This window comes from Streptomyces sp. NPDC026417 (assembly GCF_055567695.1).
The window spans coordinates 128112-143005 of record NZ_JBVHPY010000005.1; the positions used below are offsets into that span (position 1 = coordinate 128112).

Annotated in this window: 14 protein-coding genes; 7 read left to right on the forward strand and 7 right to left on the reverse strand. The window is 72.0% G+C overall.

Going from position 1 to position 14894, the window contains the following annotated elements; all coding sequences use genetic code 11:
* Positions 1-85 precede the first annotated feature (85 nt).
* The 5 genes from ACZ4NT_RS10170 to ACZ4NT_RS10190 are packed head-to-tail and all read left to right on the forward strand — an operon-like array spanning position 86 to position 5814.
* Positions 86-2983 carry a sensor histidine kinase gene (locus ACZ4NT_RS10170; protein WP_467724619.1) on the forward strand — a complete coding sequence of 966 codons (2898 nt, stop codon included), beginning with the start codon at positions 86-88 and terminating at the stop codon, positions 2981-2983.
* Entirely contained in the window at positions 2980-3483 is a 504-nt protein-coding gene (locus ACZ4NT_RS10175; protein ID WP_121405944.1) for a roadblock/LC7 domain-containing protein, read from the forward strand. The genes ACZ4NT_RS10170 and ACZ4NT_RS10175 overlap by 4 nt, the downstream gene beginning before the upstream one ends.
* Positions 3480-3878 carry a DUF742 domain-containing protein gene (locus ACZ4NT_RS10180; protein WP_121405945.1) on the forward strand — a complete coding sequence of 133 codons (399 nt, stop codon included), beginning with the start codon at positions 3480-3482 and terminating at the stop codon, positions 3876-3878. The genes ACZ4NT_RS10175 and ACZ4NT_RS10180 overlap by 4 nt, the downstream gene beginning before the upstream one ends.
* Positions 3859-4521 (forward strand): GTP-binding protein, encoded by a 663-nt coding sequence (locus tag ACZ4NT_RS10185; RefSeq protein WP_467724622.1) that lies wholly within the window; start codon positions 3859-3861, stop codon positions 4519-4521. Before ACZ4NT_RS10180 ends, ACZ4NT_RS10185 begins: the two co-directional genes overlap by 20 nt.
* Positions 4522-4551: 30 nt before the next feature.
* A complete protein-coding gene (locus ACZ4NT_RS10190; protein ID WP_121405947.1) occupies positions 4552-5814 on the forward strand; it encodes a styrene monooxygenase/indole monooxygenase family protein in 1263 nt (420 codons plus the stop codon).
* On the opposite strand, the gene ACZ4NT_RS10195 is transcribed toward ACZ4NT_RS10190, so the two are convergent.
* From ACZ4NT_RS10195 to ACZ4NT_RS10210, 4 genes are all read right to left on the reverse strand, one after another.
* Positions 5778-6947: a C40 family peptidase gene (locus ACZ4NT_RS10195; RefSeq protein WP_467724624.1), complete on the reverse strand. Its 1170-nt coding sequence runs from the start codon at positions 6945-6947 to the stop codon at positions 5778-5780. The genes ACZ4NT_RS10190 and ACZ4NT_RS10195 overlap by 37 nt on opposite strands.
* 103 nt (positions 6948-7050) lie before the next feature.
* Positions 7051-7431: a hypothetical protein gene (locus tag ACZ4NT_RS10200; protein ID WP_121405949.1), complete on the reverse strand. Its 381-nt coding sequence runs from the start codon at positions 7429-7431 to the stop codon at positions 7051-7053.
* 10 nt (positions 7432-7441) lie between these two features.
* Positions 7442-8167: a TetR/AcrR family transcriptional regulator gene (locus ACZ4NT_RS10205; protein WP_121405950.1), complete on the reverse strand. Its 726-nt coding sequence runs from the start codon at positions 8165-8167 to the stop codon at positions 7442-7444.
* A gap of 99 nt (positions 8168-8266) precedes the next feature.
* Positions 8267-9196: an AurF N-oxygenase family protein gene (locus ACZ4NT_RS10210; RefSeq protein ID WP_121405951.1), complete on the reverse strand. Its 930-nt coding sequence runs from the start codon at positions 9194-9196 to the stop codon at positions 8267-8269.
* Positions 9197-9349: 153 nt separating this feature from the next.
* On the opposite strand from ACZ4NT_RS10210, the gene ACZ4NT_RS10215 reads away from it, so the two are divergent.
* Both ACZ4NT_RS10215 and ACZ4NT_RS10220 read left to right on the forward strand, forming a co-directional pair.
* On the forward strand, positions 9350-10459 hold the full coding sequence (locus ACZ4NT_RS10215) for a ferritin-like domain-containing protein (protein ID WP_121405952.1): 1110 nt from the start codon (positions 9350-9352) through the stop codon (positions 10457-10459).
* A gap of 82 nt (positions 10460-10541) precedes the next feature.
* The gene (locus tag ACZ4NT_RS10220) at positions 10542-11450 is read left to right on the forward strand and encodes a hypothetical protein (RefSeq protein ID WP_467724627.1); all 909 of its coding nucleotides are present in this window, start codon (positions 10542-10544) and stop codon (positions 11448-11450) included.
* Between the two features lie 12 nt (positions 11451-11462).
* On the opposite strand, the gene ACZ4NT_RS10225 is transcribed toward ACZ4NT_RS10220, so the two are convergent.
* The 3 genes from ACZ4NT_RS10225 to ACZ4NT_RS10235 all read right to left on the reverse strand — a co-directional run bounded on the left by ACZ4NT_RS10225 (position 11463) and on the right by ACZ4NT_RS10235 (position 14880).
* Positions 11463-11990, reverse strand: coding sequence for a DUF3291 domain-containing protein (locus ACZ4NT_RS10225; RefSeq protein WP_467724628.1), 528 nt, complete (start codon positions 11988-11990; stop codon positions 11463-11465).
* A 68-nt stretch (positions 11991-12058) separates the two neighbouring features.
* Positions 12059-13516, reverse strand: a complete 1458-nt coding sequence (locus ACZ4NT_RS10230; RefSeq protein ID WP_467724629.1) for a penicillin-binding transpeptidase domain-containing protein — start codon at positions 13514-13516, stop codon at positions 12059-12061.
* Positions 13513-14880, reverse strand: coding sequence for an FtsW/RodA/SpoVE family cell cycle protein (locus ACZ4NT_RS10235; protein WP_121405956.1), 1368 nt, complete (start codon positions 14878-14880; stop codon positions 13513-13515). Before ACZ4NT_RS10235 ends, ACZ4NT_RS10230 begins: the two co-directional genes overlap by 4 nt.
* Positions 14881-14894: the final 14 nt, after the last annotated feature.

The window sequence follows — 14894 nt, forward strand, 5'->3', positions numbered from 1 at the left end:
CGGGAGCCGTACCGGGCGGCGGACGCCCCAGTTGACGGAACGTCACCCGGGCCCATGGGTACACGAGTCAGGAATGCGAGCACCGGTGCAGAAAATGCGGCCTCGGCGCACAGGCAAGCAGACGGCCTCCAAGGAGGGTGCGACCGGCGACGCCGCCGCCGACTCCGCGGGCAGGGGCCGTCCCGCCCACGTACGCAACCGGCTCATCGTCGCCGTGGCGGTCGTCGCGGCGGCCATCGCGGGAGCGGGCGCCCCGACCGTCCTCGCCGCCTCGGGGCAACTGAGCGACTCCCAGGATCTGGTGACGCTCGCCCGGCAGACCCAGGAGGCGCTCACCCTCGCCCACTCGCTGGCCGACGAGCGCGACGAGGTCACCTCGTACATCGCGGCCGGCCGCCCCAAGACCAAGGCGCCCTCCGAGCAGCGCAGCGCACGGGTGGACCGGCAGGTCGAGGAACTGCGCGCGGACACCGACGCCCCCGCCTCGCTGCGCGAGGACCTGGACGCCGTCGCGACCGTGCGCAGAGCCGCGCTGACCGGCAAGAGCACCGCTCTCGAAGCGCACCAGGCGTACTCCGAGGCCATCACCGAACTGCACGGCCTGGCCGAGGAACTGGCGGAGCTGCTGCCGCCCCGCGCGGGCTCCGGCGCGTACGCCCTCGCCGAACTCGACACCGCCGTCCAGCAGGCCGCCGCCGCCCGCGGGCTGCTCCTCGCGGCGCTCAACGTCCCGCGCTCCGAGCGGACCTCGATCGACCCGGTCACCGGTCTGCCGACCACCACGGAGAGTTCGTCGGACGCCGACACCAAGCAGCGCGACGCCCTCAGCGCCGCCGCCCAGCAGGCCCGCCTGCGCTCCGACTCGGCCCTGGCCGACTTCCACGACACCGCGCCCAAGACCGCCCGGAACTCGTACGACTCCACGGTCAACGGGCCCGACGTCACCTCGGCCGACAAGTACCTGGCGACCCTCACGGACCAGCCGACGCTCTCCGACGCCGAACTCGGCACCGGCGTCAAGAAGCTGGACGCGGCCCTGTCCGCCCGCATCGACCTGATGCGCGGCGTCGAGGCCTCGCTCAACGACCGCCGCACCAAGGACCTCGCGCACCTGCGCGACGACGACGTGACCGGCCTCGAACTGCGCGTCGCCCTCCTCGGCGCGCTGCTGCTGCTCGCCGTCGGCGTCGCCACGGCGATGGCCCGCACCCTCACCCGCCCGCTGGCCGTCCTGCGGATCGGCTCGGCCCGGGTGGCCGCCGACCCGGCCACCGAGGAACCGGTCAAGTTCACCGGCCGCAACGACGAGTTCGCGCAGGTCGTCCGGTCCGTCAACGCGCTGCGCGCGCACGCCGCAGCGCTGCACGAACGGCAGGCCACCCTGGAGGCCGACCGCAAGCACCTGATCGGCAAGCGCCAGACGATGGCCGACGAGCGCGACCGGCTGCGCACCGAACTCGCTTCGGCCACCGCCCACCTGGAGCAGGTGCGGCACAGCATTCACGGCACCTTCGTCAACCTGGCGCTGCGCTCACTCGGCCTCGTCGAGCGGCAGCTCGCCGTCATCGAGAACCTGGAGGAGCGCGAGCAGGACCCCGAGCGCCTCGCCACCCTCTTCAAGCTCGACCACTTCGCCACCGTGATGCGGCGGCACAGCGAGAACCTGCTGGTCCTCGCCGGTGCCGAGCACGTCCAGCAGCACGCGGGCCCGGTCCCGCTGGTCGACGTCGTACGGGCCGCGGTCAGCGAGATCGAGCGGTACGAGCGGGTGCGGATCGCCGCGCTGCCGCCGCACGCGCACCTCGCCGGCTTCGCCGCCGACGACCTGAGCCACCTGGTGGCCGAACTGCTGGAGAACGCCACCTCGTTCTCCCCGCCCGACATGACCGTCGAGGTCTCCGGGTGGCTCCTGGAGAGCGGCGAGGTGATGCTCTCCGTGCAGGACGAGGGCATCGGCATGACCTCGGAGCGCATGACCCAGCTCAACTCCCGGCTCGCCGACTTCGACCCGGACGACGCCTACGACGAGGAGAGCGGCGAGGGCCTCGGACTCGGCCTCTACGTGGTGGCGCGGCTCGCCCACCGCCACGGCGTGCGCGTGCAGTTGCGCGAGCAGAAGCAGGGCGGTGTCGCCGCGGTCGTCGTCCTGCCCAAGGCGCTGCTGGCCGCCGCTCCGGCCGCCGCCGCGCCCGCCGGGACGCAGGCCGCACCCGTCCCCGGAAGCGCCCCCGCGCTGTCCCTGCCGGGCGTGGACGCCGAGGCCAACTCCAACGTCCTGCGCGGCCGTTCGATCACGGCCCGGTCCGCCGAGGCCGGTTCCCCGGAGCCGGCCGGCCCGGTCGGGGACCCGCTGATAGCGGCGGCCGAGGAAGCGGTACGGACCCACGCCGCGCACGACGGCGGCGTGGAGGAGCCCCCCGCCGACCCGGCCGCGGCACACCCGGCAGCCGGGGAGACGGCTGCGGAGACCTTCGCCGACGAGGCCCCGGACCGGGACGAAACCGGCTCCGGCCCCGAGCGGCCCGCCGAGACGACCATGGAGCTGCTGGCCCCCGAGCTCCCGGCGGACGAGACCCCCGCCTCCACGGCGGAGCCCGAGACCCCATCCGGAGCCGACTCCGAGCCCCCCACGGACGTCGGCCTCCCCGCCCAGACCACCACCGACCCCTACGCCATCGGCCCCGACGCCCACGAGCGCGCCGAGGACGAGCCGCAGCGGGTCACCGCCAAGGGTCTGCCCAAGCGCACGCCGAAGATCTCGGCACCCGCGCCGGCCCCGAGGCAGCGCACCGGAGGGGTGGACGCCGAGGCCCTGCGCCGCAGGCTCGGCGGATTCCACCGGGGTGCGCAGGAAGGCCGCCGCGACGTCGAGGCGGAGATCGCCGAGGAGACGTCGCAGACGAGGACGCCCGCGGCGGACGCCGTATCCACGGCACACGACGTATCAGCCACGGGGGGCACAGTCGAGGAGGCAAGCAGTTGACCGCGCCCAGTACCTTCGGACTGAGCAGTGAGGCCCGCAACCTGCACTGGCTGCTGACGAATCTCGTCGAGGAGGTGCCGGGCCTGCTGTCGGTCGCGGTCGTCTCCTCCGACGGCCTGCTCCTGCTCTCCTCCGACCCCGGGAGGAACGCGGAGGCACGGACGGCGGCCGAGCAGCGCAACGCCGGCCCCAAGGGGTCCGCCGCCGACCTGGCCACCATCGTCTCCGGCATCGGCAGCCTCACCGTCGGCGCCGCCAAGCTGATGGACGGCGGCGGGGTCAAGCAGACGATGGTCGCCATGGACGAGGGCAGCCTCTTCGTCATGTCGATCAGCGACGGCTCGCTGCTCGGTGTGCACGGCTCCCCGGACTGCGACATGAGCGTGGTGGCGTACCACATGGCGCTCTTCGTCGGCCGGGCCGGACACGTGCTGACCCCCGAACTCCGCAGCGAGCTGCGCAGATCGCTGGAGACCGAGTCGATGGGGAGTGCCCGATGACCGCGTCCAGGCTCCCCGTCCGCGGCGGCGACCGCAAACCCGCCCGTGTGCGCCCCTACTCGCTCACCGGCGGCCGTACCCGCTTCGGGCACGTGCTGCTCGTCGAGACGTTCGTGGCGGCCCTGGACGCCCCCGAGGAGCGCCGGGAACTGACGAACGGCTCCCTCGCCACCCGGGTGATGCCCGAGATGCGGGCCATCGTCGAACTCTGCCGCCGGATGCGTACGGTGGCCGAGATCGCCGCGCTGCTGAAGATGCCGCTCGGCGTGGTCCGCGTGCTGCTCAGCGACCTGGCGGACCAGGGAAAGATCCGTGTGTACGGAACCGGTCACGGCCCGGGACAGCCGGACCGCGCTCTGCTGGAAAGGGTGCTGAGTGGACTCCGCCGTCTCTGACACCGTCACAGGTGTCTCCCCGGACGTCGGGAGCGACGTCTCCCCCCTCGTCGAACCCGACGAGCAGCTTCAGGCCTGGCAGACCGACCGGACGCGCGCTCCGATCGCCACGAAGATCGTGGTGGCGGGCGGCTTCGGCGTCGGCAAGACCACGCTCGTCACCGCGGTCTCCGAGATCACGCCCCTCCAGACGGAGGCGCTGATGACGCAGGCCAGCGAGGACACCGACGACCTGAGCGCGACGCCGGAGAAGCTGACCACCACGGTGGCCATGGACTTCGGCCGCATCACGCTCGACGACGACCTGGTGCTCTACCTCTTCGGCACGCCGGGGCAGCAGCGCTTCTGGTTCATGTGGGACGACCTGGTGCGCGGGGCGATCGGTGCGGTGGTCCTCGCCGACACCCGCCGCCTGACGGACTGCTTCCCGGCACTCGACTACTTCGAGAGCTGCGGACTGCCGTACGTCGTCGCGGTCAACCACTTCGACGGCAGTGAGCGGTTCGAGCCGGAGGACGTGCGCGAGGCCCTCACCGTGCCCGCGCACATACCTGTCATGATCATGGACGCGCGGCGCCGGATCTCGGTCGTGGAGACCCTGCTGGCCCTGGTCGGCCACGCACTCGACGTCACTCCCGAATAAGTCGTACGCCCTGCACAGTTAAGGACCCGCATGCGGAAGATACTCGTCGTCGGAGCCGGCCAGTCCGGACTCCAGCTCGCCCTCGGCCTCCAGTCGCACGGGTACGAGGTCACCCTGATGTCCAACCGGACGGCGGACGAGATCCGGTCCGGCCGGGTCATGTCGACGCAGTGCATGTTCGACACCGCGCTCCAGCACGAGCGCGACCTCCAGCTGAACTTCTGGGAGTCCCAGGCCCCGAAGATCGAGGGGCTCGGCGTCTCCGTCGCGGTACCCGGCTCGCACGACCCGGGGCCGACCCAGCGCGCGATCGACTGGGTGGGCAGGCTCGACGGGTACGCGCAGTCCGTCGACCAGCGCGTGAAGATGGCCGGCTGGATGGAGACGTTCGCCCAGCGCGGCGGCCAGCTGGTCATACACGGCGCGGCGGTCTCCGACCTCGACTACTTCTCCCGCACCTACGACCTGGTGCTGGTCTCCGCAGGCAAGGGCGAGCTGGTCTCCATGTTCGGCCGCGACGCCTCGCGTTCGCCGTACGCCGAGCCGCAGCGCGCGCTCGCCGTCTCCTACGTCCACGGCCTGGGCCCGCGCCCGGAGCACCCCGACTACGACGCGGTCCGCTGCAACCTGGTCCCCGGAGTCGGCGAGCTCTTCGTCATGCCGACGTTCACCACCTCGGGCCGGGCCGACATCCTGTTCTGGGAGGGCATACCCGGCGGCCCGCTGGACGTCTTCAACGGCGTCAAGGACCCCGCGGAGCACCTCTCCCTGACCCTGGAACTCATGGAGCGGTTCACGCCCTGGGAGTACGCGCGGGCCACCAGGGTCGAGCTGACCGACGCCGGCGGCACCCTCTCCGGCCGCTACGCCCCCACCGTCCGCAACCCGATCGGCCGGCTCCCCGGCGGCGGCCTGGTGCTCGGCGTCGCCGACGTCGTCGTCGCCAACGACCCGATCACCGGACAGGGCTCCAACTCCGCCTCCAAGTGCGCCGCCGCGTACCTCGCGTCGATCCTGGAGCAGGGCGACAAGCCGTTCGACGAGACCTGGATGCAGGCCACCTTCGACCGCTACTGGGACACCGCCCAGCACGTCACCAAGTGGACCAACGCGATGCTCGGCGTCCCGCCGGAGCACGTGCTGAACCTGATCGGCGCCGCCGGTCAGCTCCAGCCCGTCGCCGACCGCTTCGCCAACGGCTTCAACGATCCGGCGGACTTCGAGAACTTCTTCTTCGAGCCCGAGAAGACCGAGGCCTACCTCGCCTCCGTGACGGGCGCGGCGGCGGAGTAGCCCTCGTCCGACCCGTCCCTGGCGCCCCGGGGGAGCTTCGGCGGCGTATAGCGCCGCAGGGGCTCCCCGTCCGGGTCCGGCCGGACGGCGCCCACCACCGGGTTGGCCGCGATCGGCGACACCTTGATCCGTGCGCCGGGCCGGGGGGCCTGCACCACCATGCCGTCGCCCAGGTAGAGGGCGACATGCGTGGCCTCGGGGAAGTAGACCACCAGGTCACCCGGGCGCAGCTCGCCCACCGGGATCCGCTCCAGCTCCGCCCACTGCTCCTGGCTGGTGCGCGGAATGGGCCGCCCCGCGTCCTCCCACGCCCGGGAGGTCAGCCCCGAGCAGTCGTAGGCATCCGGACCCTCCGCACCCCACTCATAGGGCTTGCCCAGCTGCTCCACGGCGTACCGGAGCGCCCTGCCGCCCTCCCGGGACGGGGTGCGCCGGCTGCTGAGCGCGCCCGACGCCATGAACGTCCGCTGGGCCTTCGCCGTCCCCGCCTGCTCCAGCTCGGCCAGCCGCGCCAGCTGTCCGGCGCTGAGCGTGGCGAGCAGCTCCTCGACCTCCGCCAGTTTCCTCCTGACCTCGTCGCGGTCCCTCTTCCGCCGCTCGGCGAGGGTGAGTTGGGCGTCCAGGGCCTTGCGCGCCGCCCGCGCCAGGCCGTCCGTCCGCTTCTCGTCACCGGTGAGCCGTTCGACGGTCTCCGCCCGGTCCCGCGCCACCTGGCCGATCACATGCCCCTCGTCGAGCGCGTGCTGCGGATCCCGGGCGAGCAGCAGCCGCACGTAGGGGGAGAGCTCGCTGCTGTTCTGGTACTGCTGGCGGGCCAGCCGTCCCGCGTCGCCCCTGCTGTCGTGCAGCGAGAGCCGCGCCGCGGCCAGTCGTCTCTCCAGCCGTTCCGTCTCGGCCCGCTTCTCCTTCAGCCGCTCCTCGGTCGCGTTGTACGCCTCGGTGGCCTGTTCGGCCTGCCGGTACAGCTTCTGAAGGTCCGTCAACAGGGTGCCGAGGGAGCGGCCGTCGGGCGCGGTCGCGGCCGAGGGGGAGCCGGCGTCCGGATCGGGAGCGGCCAGGGCGGGGGAGGGGGCGAGCAGCGCGCCGGCCGCCACCGCCGCCGTACAGACCAGGTGCAGAAGCCTTCCTGACATGCCATCACCTCCGGAGGGGGCCGGTGTCTCCGTCCCGCACCGTGAGGATCAGATGCCTGCGCGCGGACCGCGCGCGGAAGGTGGGCGGTTCGGCCCAACGACGTCACTCGTCGGCGTCGTCCGGCTTGCCGGTCGGCGTGGCTCCGTGCTCCCGGCCCGTCCCGGTGCCCGGGTCCGGCTTGGTGCTCGGGTCCGTCCCGTTGCCCGGGCCCGTCCGGGCGTCCGGCCGGGACCAGGGCCACCTCGGGCCACCGCCCTTCCCGCCCGTCGGGTCGTACGTGTACTTCCACCCCGGGTGCAGGCCGAACCGCCCGCCGTGCGCGCGCTGGACCCGGCGGTAGACCAGGACGGTCGGGGGGCCGCCCGCGGCGTCCGGCACCGGGACCCGGTACACCTTCGGCGGGTGTCCGGTCATTCCGAGCAGGACGGGCAGGACGCGGCCGTCCAGCGGGCCGCCCTCGAAGGGGGTGTCTTCGCTCTTCACGTCCCCAGTGTCACAGCAGGTGCGCGGCGTCGCCGACCACGGGCAGCACCCGCCGGAGCAGCGTGCCCACGGGCCCGTCCGCCGGCTCCAGGGCGAGCGCCGCCCGCACCACGGCTGCGGCCTGCGGGTCCCGGCCCGCCGTCGCCGCGAGCACCGCCACGAACTGCTCGACGAGCCAGTCGCGCAGCTCGTCGAGGGGCGGCTCCTTGTCCTCGTCGAGCCAGATCAGCGACGCCGCCTCCACCGAGGTGATCCACATCCGTACGGTCATGCGCAGCCGGGGCCCCGGATCCGCCACCTCCAGGTGGTTCAGGATGTGCTCGGCGGCGGCCCGCCGCACCCCGTCCACGATGGCCGTCGTCCGCGAGGTCTCGACGACACTGCCGCCCTGCAGCAGGGCGCTGAACCCGGCGTCGTGCTGGTCGACAAAGGCGAGGTAGCGGTCGAGGGCCCGCGACAGCCGCCGGGTGAGCGGTCCCTCCGGCGGCTCCGCGAAGCACTGCTCCAGTTCCTCGGCGGCCGACCGCAGCGCGGCCTCGTACAACTGCTGCTTGCCTCCGGGGAAGTACCGGTACACCAGCGGCCGGGAGACCCCCGCCGCCTCCGCGACGTCGTCGAGCGAGACCTCCTCGGGCGCGCGGTGCGCGAAGAGGGACAGTGCCGCGTCGAGCAGCTGACTGCGCCGCTCCTCGACGCTCAGCCGGCGGTAGGCGGGGGTGGGAGCCTGCGGGGTCATGTCGGGCAGCGTAACCGTGTTCGCGCACGGGCACGCCGCCACCGCGGGCCCGCCGCACCATGCGCCGCGGCCTGATCCGGGCTGATCCGAAGGCCGCCCCTAGGCCAGTAGCCCCGAGGACTTCCACAGCCGCCGTCCGACTCCGCGCAGCACGCCTATGTCGTCCAGGAAGTCGGTCAGGCGCTTGGAGCCGGTCTGCATGACCTCGCGGCGGTGGCCGCTGGCCTGCACCTGGGCGACGGCCTCACGCCGGTCGAGGCCCACGTTCGTGTAGACCTCGGGGTTGATGAAGGCCTGCGAGAAGACGCGGGCGAACTCGCCGGAGGTGACCCGGGTGAACTCCTGGGACCAGCGCGGCGCCGTCATCATCTGGCGGCGCAGCTCCTCGCGGGCGTACCGGACGTGGCGGGCCTCCTCCACGACGTGGATGCGCGTGACGCCGCGGATCAGGCTCTGGACGCGCTCGTCCGGGAACGTGAGGCGCTGCATCCAGTCGAGCACCTCCTCGCCGAGGAGGGTGGCCGTGAAGGAGCCGGGCGTGGTCGAGACGGTCTTGAAGAGCCGGCCCAGGTTCTGGTGCGTCCGGCTCACCGGGTAGTACGGCGTGCCGCCGCGGCTGATCAGGCGCGCGAACATCTTCGAGTGGCGGCACTCGTCCTCGATCTCGGTGAGCGCGTACCGCACGTGGGCGCTCGTCGCCGCCTTGTCGTAGATGTGCCGGACCAGCAGCTGCATCAGGATGATCTCGAACCAGATGCCGAGCGAGGCGAGGGCGGCGGCCTCGTGCTGCGAGAGCGCGATGCGCTGCTCCTCGCTCATCCGCTTCCACAGCGGGGTGTCGTACAGCGACACCAGCTCCGGGGGCCAGTACCACTTGCCCGGCTCGAACGGAGCGTCCCAGTCCAGCTCCTTGTCCGGGTCGAAGGAGTGCTTGGCGGAAGAGTCGAGCAGGCGCTCGGCCACCTGCTCCCGGTCCTTGAGCAGGCCGAGCGCGTCGCGCAGCACATCGGCTTCCGTGACTGTCGTCATGACTGTTCCCACCTCGTCGTACCGGATGAACAGGAGCCGGGCACACCAGGGTTACCGGCGGTCACGTCTTATGAGACTGCTTGTCAGCAAGCTCGTCAATCCCTTGCGCGCGACTTGTTGACCCCGGGTCTACCTCGTGTGAGCCTGCGATGTATGCCGACGTATGAGCTCTATGCCATGAACGCGGGAGACCCCCAGTGGGGGGTGCCGGCCAGTGGAGCGGCACGCTTCAGCTGGGAGTACGACGACGGGCGCGACCGGCTGCTGGCCCTCTACCAGAAGGGCAAGGACAAGCAGTGGGACGGCCAGAAGCGGATCGACTGGGACTTGGAGGTCGACCCGCACGATCCGCTCGGCACCCCGGACGAGGCGATGAACCTCTACGGGACGCCGTACTGGGCCAAGATGACCGACCGGGACAAGGGCGAGCTGCGCAAGCACTACGCCTCCTGGCAGTTCAGCCAGTTCCTGCACGGCGAGCAGGGCGCGATGGTCTGCGCGGCCCGGATCGTCGAGTCCGTCCCCGACCTGGACGCCAAGCTCTACTCCGCGACCCAGACGATGGACGAGGCCCGCCACGCGGAGATCTACTCGCGCTTCCTGCACGAGAAGCTCGGGATGCTCTACCCCATCAACGACAACCTGCAGGCACTCCTCGGCGACACCCTGCGCGACTCCCGCTGGGACATGCCCTACCTCGGGATGCAGGTCCTCATCGAGGGCCTCGCGCTCGCCGCCTTCGGCATGATCCGCGACACCACGGACAAACCGCTCCCCAAGCAGATCCTCGCCTATGTCATGCAGGACGAGGCCCGGCACGTCGCCTTCGGCCGGATGGCGCTGCGCGACTACTACAAGCAGCTCACCGACGCCGAACTGCGCGAGCGCGAGGAGTTCGTCATCGAGGGCTGCTACCTGATGCGCGACCGGCTGCGCGGGGTCGAGGTCCTGGAGAACTTCGGCATCCCCAGGGCCGAGGCCGAGGAGTACAGCGAGCAGTCCGAATTCCTGCACCTCTTCCGGCAGTTGCTGTTCAGCCGCATCGTCCCGTGCGTCAAGGACATCGGCCTGTGGGGCAAGCGGCTCCAGCAGGCCTATGTCGACATGGGCGTCTTCGAGATGGGCAACTCCAACCTCGACCTCCTGATGGCCCAGGACGAGGAGATCGCGGAGAAGCTGGACGCGGAGCGGTTCGCGGCCGAGGAGCACGAGCGGGTGGCGGAGGTGCAGGAGGCGATCGAGGCGGGCGCGGCCGAGGCCTGACGCTCCGGAGCCGGGACGGCGGGGCGCGGCCGGGACGGCGGTCGAGGCCGTGCGCCTCACCCGTCTGGAGTACGGTTCTGGCGTGTCCACGCCTCCACCGCCCCAGCATCCGCAGAACCCGTACGGGCAGCAGCCCCAGGGCCCTTACGGGCAGCAGCCGCCGGCTTACGGTCAGCAGCAGCCGCCGGCCTACGGTCAGCAGCAGCCCGGCTACGGTCAACAGCCGCCTCCGGACCCGTACGGGCAGCAGGCCGCGCCCTACGGAGCCCCGTACGGCCAACCCGGCCCCGGCGAGGCCGGCCGGCAGCCCCTCGGCTGGGGCGCGCCCCCGATGGCCCCGCCGCCGCCCAAGAAGCGCCGGCTCGGACTCGTCCTCGGGATCGTGGGCGGAGTCGTCGCCCTCGTCGTCGTGATCGTCGTCGGGCTCGCGGTGATCGGCACGACGACCGACAGCGGCTTCCCCGACGCCGAGTACAAGCTCACCCTGCCCAAGGCCCTGCTCGACGAGCGCTACGAACTCGCCCAGGACCTCTCCGACTCCGAGGGCTCGAAGGTCGAGGGCGAGGCGGACGGCGCCTGGGACGCCCGGGACGTCACCGCCGTCGTCGGCCAGTACACCCTGGGCGGCGACACCACCAAGGGCAACCTCGTGATCTCCGGCATGTACGGCCGGTTCAAGAACACCGCCACCGCCCGCGACAAGATGATGGAGGGCGCCGCCGAGTCCGACGGCGCCAAGGTGGCCGTACCGCCGAAGGACTTCAAGCCCTCCGGCGCGGACACCACCATCACCTGCCAGGTGCTGACCAAGGACCAGCTGGGCACGTCGATGACCATCCCCATGTGCGGCTGGGTGGACGGCAACACCGGGGCCTCCGTCGCCGAGATCACCCTCGCGACCATGAAGAAGGACCCGTCCGACGTGGACCTGGAGGCGGCCGCCAAGACGGCGCTGAAGGTGCGCTCGGAGATCAGGAAGCCGATCGGCTAGGACCGTTCCCCGTCACGGGGCCGGCACGGCCGAGGGGGCCCGCACCCCGGCCGGCTCGGCCGGCCCCGCGGGGAACGACGTCCGCAGAGTGAACGCGTAGGCCGTGGGGCCGTGTTCCCGCAGGTGCAGGAGGCGGGTCTCCGCCTCCCGCACGGTCGGGCGGTGACCCGCGGGAACCCACCACAGGGCCGTGACCGCCTCCCGCAGCCGCTCGAACCACTCGCGCCGGCGGGCCAGCATCTCGCGGTGCCGCCCCTCGTACATGAAGGCGGTCAGGGCTTCGGCGTCACGCCACGTGGTCAGGTTGACGATGAGCCAGTCGTCGCCGAGGACAGGGACGTCCGTCGCGTTGCCCGAGTCGCTCTGCAGGCGCCAGACGAATCCGTCCGCCGCGTCCGCGGCGGCGTTCACCGGGTCGAGGGCGTCCACGAAATCCTTCAACTGCGGTGAGTCCAGTGGGGCCTTGAGGCGGGCGATGTTGACCTGTGCCAGTTCGTGGGCGGGTGCGTGCACGGCGTCGTACGCGGCTGATGCGGTCATGGACCGAACGTTAGGTCGGTGGCCCGGGGTCTTTCCAGACCCGTCTCACGCACTGGGCGGAGCCGCGTTCACGAGCCGAGCACGGCCTCCATCACCGCCTTGGCGATCGGCGCCGCGTCCCCGCCGCCGCTGATGTCCCCGCGCCGGGCCGCCGCGTCCTCCACCACCACCGCGACCGCCACCGCGGGCTGCATCGCGTCGTCCGCCTGTGCCCAGGAGACGAACCAGGCGTACGGCGTACCGGAGTTGCCGAGGCCGTGCTGGGCCGTACCGGTCTTGCCGCCGACCGTGGCCCCCGGAATGGCGGCGTTCGCACCGGTGCCCTTCCTCACCACGTCCGTCATCATCTGCCGCAGCTTCACGGCGGTCGACGGCCGCATCGCCTGGTGCAGCGTCCGCGTCCCCTTCGTCCGCACCGTCGTGCCGGCCTCGGTCGTCGTCCGCTCCACCAGGTACGGCGCCTTGACCGAGCCGCCCCCCGCCACCGCCGCCGCGATCATCGCCATCTGCAGGGGAGTGGCCCGGGTGTCGAACTGGCCGATCGACGACAGCGCCAGCTGCGCCCGGTCCAGCTCCGTGTCGAAGTTGCTCGGCGCGACGGGGAACGGAATCCGCAGCGCCCGGTCGTTGAAGCCGAAGCCGGTCACCGACTTCGTCATGTCGGCCAGTCCCACGTCCACGCCGAGCTTCGCGAAGACCGTGTTGCAGGACCACTCGAAGGCGTAGCGCAGCGAGGCGTCCTTGCAGCCCTCCACCTCGTTCGTCAGCCGGGTCGTCGTCCCCGGCAGCGTGTACGGGTCCGGGGACCTCGTCCGCGCGTCCAAGTCGGTCACCGTGCCCGAGTCCAGCGCCGCCGCCGCCGTCACCACCTTGAACGTCGAACCCGGCGGATAGGTCTGCCGGATGGCCCGGTTGAGCATCGGCCGGGCCTCGTCGCCGTTCAGCCGGGCCCAGGCCCGCTTCACCGCCGCACCCGTGCCGGACAGCCGCCCCGGGTCGTACGACGGCGCCGAGACCAGCGCGAGGATCCGCCCCGTGGACGGCTCGATCGCGGCCACCGCGCCCCGGCGGGCCCCCAGCCCGTCGAACGCCGCCCGCTGCGCCCCCGCGTCGATGGTGGTGACCACCTCACCGCCGGGACTGCGGGCCCGCGTGAAGTCGTTCCACAGCGGCAGCGGAGCCAGCACGGGGTCGTCGCCCGACAGGACACCGTCCTCCGTGTTCTCCAGCAGCGAGGTCCCGTACAGCTGCGAGGCGAACCCGGTCACCGGCGCGTACAGCGGCCCGTCCCGGTACGTCCGTTCGTAGCGGAGCTGCTCGCCGGTGTCCTTGGACCCGGTGACCGCCCTGCCGCCGACCACGATGTCCCCGCGGGGCTGGCCGTAACGGGCGATCGTCGGACGCCGGTTGGCGGGGTTGTCGTCGTACGCGGGGGCCTGGACGAGCTGGACGCGTATGGCGTTCACCACCAGGGCGACGAACAGCACGGCGCACAGGGCCGCCGCTCTGCGGATGTAGCGGCTCACGGCGCCTCCGTCCCGTCGTACTGGCTGCGGGCCGAGTCGCTGATCCGGATGAGCAGCGCCACGATGATCCAATTGGTGACCACCGAGGAGCCGCCCTGGGCGAGGAAGGGCATCGCCATGCCGGTGAGCGGGATCAGCCCCGTCACCCCGCCCGCGATGACGAACACCTGCAGCGCCAGGATGGAGGCCAGCCCGATCGCCAGCAGCCGGCCGAAGGGGTCCCGCAGGGCGAGGCCCGCCCGGTAGCCGCGCTCCACCAGCAGTGCGTACAGCAGGAAGATCCCCGAAAGACCGACCAGGCCCAGTTCCTCGCCGGCGGTCGCCAGGATGAAGTCCGACTTGGCGGCGAACCCGATGAGGATCGAGTGGCCGAGCCCGAGGCCCGTACCCGTCGTGCCGCCCGCGGCGAACGCGAAGAGCGACTGGGCGAGTTGGTTGGGTCCCAGGCCCGCGTCGATCGAGGCGAAGGGGTGCAGCCAGTCCTCGACCCTGCTGTGCACGTGCGGTTCCAGCCGTCCGACCGCGACCGCGCCGACCACCGCGAGCAGCAATCCCACCGCGATCCACCCGGTGCGGCCCGTGGCGACGTACAGCAGGATCACGAAGAGGCCGAAGAAGAGCAGCGACGTGCCGAGGTCCCGCTCCAGGACCAGGACGCCCACGCTCAGCAGCCAGATCGCGACGATCGGTCCGAGCACCCGTCCCGTGGGCAGCTGGAGACGGCTGAACCGCCAGATCTGCCGGCCCGAGTACGCGAGCGCGTGCCGGTTGGCCGCCAGATACCCGGCGAAGAAGACGGCCAGCAGTACCTTCGCGAACTCGCCCGGCTGGAAGGAGAAACCCGCGATCCTGATCCAGATCCGGGCGCCGTTCACGGACGGGAAGAAGATCGGCAGGGTGAGCAGGGCGAGCGCGGCCACCACGCAGACGTAGGTGTAGCGCTGGAGGACCCGGTGGTCGCGGAGCAGCAGCACCGCCACGATGAAGAACGCGACGCCGAGCGTCGACCAGACGAGCTGGGTGGTGGCCGCCTGGTCGCGCGGCGTCTCCAGATCGAGCCGGTAGATCAGCACCAGGCCCAGACCGTTGAGCAGGACGGCGATCGGCAGCAGCACCGGATCGGCGTACGGCGCCCGCAGCCGCACCGCGACGTGGGCCAGCAGCGCGAGCACGCCGAGCCCGGCGCCGTAACCGGCGGCGCCGGGCGGGACGGTGCCGTGCTGCGCGAGACCGACGGCGCAGTAGCCGTACACCGAGAGCAGGACGGCGACCACGATCAGGGTGAACTCGACGCCACGGCGCCGGGGCAGGCGTACGGCGGAGGTGGGCGGATCCGCTGCCACGGTGGTTCCGGCCTCGATCATGACCGGAACGTAGC

Excerpts from the sequence above, each read along its gene's own strand:
- ACZ4NT_RS10180 (WP_121405945.1), top strand. The coding sequence starts at position 3,480 with ATGACCGCGTCCAGGCTCCCCGTCCGCGGCGGCGACCGCAAACCCGCC.
- ACZ4NT_RS10190 (WP_121405947.1), top strand. The coding sequence starts at position 4,552 with ATGCGGAAGATACTCGTCGTCGGAGCCGGCCAGTCCGGACTCCAGCTC.
- ACZ4NT_RS10195 (WP_467724624.1), bottom strand. The coding sequence starts at position 6,947 with ATGTCAGGAAGGCTTCTGCACCTGGTCTGTACGGCGGCGGTGGCGGCC.
- ACZ4NT_RS10205 (WP_121405950.1), bottom strand. The coding sequence starts at position 8,167 with ATGACCCCGCAGGCTCCCACCCCCGCCTACCGCCGGCTGAGCGTCGAG.
- ACZ4NT_RS10210 (WP_121405951.1), bottom strand. The coding sequence starts at position 9,196 with ATGACGACAGTCACGGAAGCCGATGTGCTGCGCGACGCGCTCGGCCTG.
- ACZ4NT_RS10215 (WP_121405952.1), top strand. The coding sequence starts at position 9,350 with ATGCCGACGTATGAGCTCTATGCCATGAACGCGGGAGACCCCCAGTGG.
- ACZ4NT_RS10225 (WP_467724628.1), bottom strand. The coding sequence starts at position 11,990 with ATGACCGCATCAGCCGCGTACGACGCCGTGCACGCACCCGCCCACGAA.
- ACZ4NT_RS10235 (WP_121405956.1), bottom strand. The coding sequence starts at position 14,880 with ATGATCGAGGCCGGAACCACCGTGGCAGCGGATCCGCCCACCTCCGCC.